Origin of the sequence: Flectobacillus sp., assembly GCF_049240685.1 — a bacterium.
In the GTDB taxonomy this organism is placed as follows: Bacteria; Bacteroidota; Bacteroidia; order Cytophagales; family Spirosomataceae; genus Flectobacillus.
Genome location: NZ_JBMLSD010000053.1, coordinates 1 through 2,897, shown reverse-complemented (window position 1 = coordinate 2,897; position 2,897 = coordinate 1). Strand labels below are relative to the sequence as shown.

Below are 2,897 nucleotides of genomic sequence, written 5' to 3'. Positions count from 1 at the left end.
CGTGGAAATCTTCGTAGTTTCCTCCCAACCTGTATGTATTGCTACGTCAGGTAGCGCTTTTTTCAATGCTTGAATGCCTGTCTTGGTGACTTTACTTTTCCAGCAATAGATATTTTTAAGAGACTTTAGTTTGGCTAAAGCTTGAATGCCTGAATCGGTAATCTTAGTGTCAAAAAGATTAAGATATTCCAAATATTGTAAATCTTTTAATTGCGCTAAACCTGCGTCTGTAATAGCAGTATGTTCTAAATGTAGATGCGTTAGATGTTTACATTTGGCGACCTCCGCCATAGATTTATCGGTTATTTTAGTGCGCCCTAATTTTAACCAAATGACTTGCTCTGATAAGTTGTTCAGTAAATTGATTTGAGCATCATCAAAGTTAGGAGCATTCACAAAGTTGGCTTGTAGAAAATGCTGTCCGCTGGCAACAGGCATGACAATAACCTTTAATGCACTTAATTTTTGAATATCCTCTTCATTGGCAGCAGGGACATTTTCTTTAAAAACTGCTGAAATACTTTCACCATTTTCTTGTCTATTGCCACCACTTGAGAGCGATGCTAGCAAAGGCTTTACCTTTTCATCGGGTTTTAGTTGGGCTACCTTTTTGTCAAAAGGCGCACCTTGCTGAATCCACCAATGCAAAAGCGCGATTTCTTGCTCAGTCAGTGGTGTTTTACCTTTTGGAGGCATGTGATGTTCGTCTTCCTCTGGTAATAGCAAGCGTTTGATAAGTTCGCTATTGGCTGGATCATTTGCTTTGATAATGGCGCCATGTTTACCTCCTTTCAAAAGTAAATCTTGTTGGTCCATACGCAATTCTCCTTTGATTTTATTGGCATTGTGACATGACCAACATTTCTGCTCCATCACTGGCGCTATAATATCCTGATAGACTAAGGCTTCATTGATATTTTCTATTTTCTTTTGCGTTGTACTACCCGCCTTTCTTGCTGGTAATCCTAGCAAAGAGCGAAATGGCTCAGGCGTATTGGCGTACAAATAATCTTCTCCATGTGTCATATTTCCCCCAAGATGCCCCGTAACCGTCAATAAAATTAGCATGGTGAATAAAGCAGATAAATATCCTTTATTCATGACGGGACTCCGTTCGTAACCTTTTAGATACCAAGACAATAAGGAAACAGCCGCTACCGCTATTCCCATCCATTGATGCCAAAAGAGCGTATCTTCGTTATACTCCCCAGAGGAGGAAAGTAAATAGCCAAAAATACATGATAACACAGCGGTGAGTGAGCCAGTTAGAAGAATAGGAGCAATGGCAGGCTGAAGTGTCTGTAAATTTTTTTTACGAGATAACCACTCTAAAATGGCCGCCATTATCAACATTCCAATAGGTAAATGAACCACTAAAGGGTGAAAATGCCCCAAAAACATGGCCCAATCCGAAGTGGAATTGGTTTGCAATACTATCATTATATGTTGATTTGAAAAATACGGTAAATGTAGGCTTTAGGCTGTAAGCCGTATGCATTAGGCAAAATATTTCCTTTATGACCAATGTACATAGCTGACCGCCGAAAGCCTAATATTTAAGTATGATAAGTAATAAAGTAAAATGTTAATGGTCATGATTCACAATTCACCACTCAGCCCCCATCGCTCTAAAAATCACTCCTCATTCCGCATTAAAAACTCATCACTCTTAAGCAATTCTTTCCAGTTTGATGGGATAGGTTTTTTTAGAATTCCACTGAGGAATATACACGTTTTCGTCAGAGTCTACATATACATCATGAGGGTGCATAAACACATTGTGAGGGTCGTCTTTGTACTGACGTTGTAGCTTACCATCTTTGTAAGTCGGCTCAGACCCACCAGGGGTTGAGATTACTTTCATATTTTTATCCATTACCTGAATATAACCTGAGTTATTCCAAGATTGGTCGGAGCTTCTGTAGGCTGCTGCAAAAATATAGTCGCCATGTAGTACTGGTCTACATACGAAAGTGCCCGGTAAATGATACACCGCCAAGAATTTTCCGTCAAGTGTAAATCTTTTGATACAAGTATGTGAACGGTCTGTAACCAATAAGGTTGGGTTCTTTTTATCACGAGTATCTACCAAAACACCATGACAAGTATCAAATTTATCGTCAGTGTAAGCATTTGAGTAACCTCCAAAATGACGGATGTATCGGCCTTTGCTGTCATATTGAATAATATACTGTGAACCATATCCATCAGCTACATAGATATCGCCATTGGCTGGGTTAATAGCTGTTTCTGTAGGAACGAAGCGGTTAGGTGATTCATAAACGCCTGTTTCTTTGGGGTACTCCAATTTCATTACTTCACGTCCTTTCAAGTCGGTTTTGATAACTTGATGACGATTGTTATCACAAATAAATAAAAACTGTTCGGCGCCCTCGTTAGAGATAGTTAGTCCATGTGCTCCAGGATAACTTGTGCCCCAAGCCTCCAATAGTTTTCCTGATTTATCATAAATCAAGATGTTGTTTTTGGTTTCGTTGGTACACATAATCAAACGACCTTTGGCATCTTCTACCATTTCGTGACAGTCGTTCACAGGGTTTTTAGCAGCATCTAGTACGCCCCATCCTGCTACTACTTTGTACTTGTGGGAATTATGCCCAATGATGATTTCTTCCATTTTTTGAGATGTTTTATTGCCTAAACTAGTATTGGTGATTAAACCAGCTCCTACAGCTAAGGTGCTAGTTTTGAGGAAATTTCTTCTGGATTGATGCTCGTGCATAGAGGATAATATGTTAATGGTAAATTACGAATTGTGAATCAATACTGTACGAAGGATTCTAAAACTGTCTATTTCGGATATCGGATGTTGTATTTCGGAAGTTTAATCATTTATTTTCTTTATTTCCGAAATCAGAAATCCCAAATCCGCAATT

Annotated in this window: 2 protein-coding genes; both read right to left on the bottom strand. The window is 39.0% G+C overall.

Features of this window, described 5'->3' with window-relative positions; translation table 11 throughout:
* The coding region (locus tag ACOVQ4_RS02400) for a DUF2231 domain-containing protein (RefSeq protein WP_421819068.1) at positions 1-1,440 on the bottom strand (1,440 nt) is incomplete at its 3' end.
* 229 nt (positions 1,441-1,669) lie between these two features.
* Positions 1,670-2,743 (bottom strand): twin-arginine translocation signal domain-containing protein, encoded by a 1,074-nt coding sequence (locus tag ACOVQ4_RS02395; protein WP_421819067.1) that lies wholly within the window; start codon positions 2,741-2,743, stop codon positions 1,670-1,672.
* Positions 2,744-2,897 lie beyond the last annotated feature (154 nt).

Bases quoted from the DNA above. Each gene is read 5' to 3' on its own strand.
- ACOVQ4_RS02395 (WP_421819067.1), bottom strand. From the start codon at position 2,743: ATGCACGAGCATCAATCCAGAAGAAATTTCCTCAAAACTAGCACCTTA.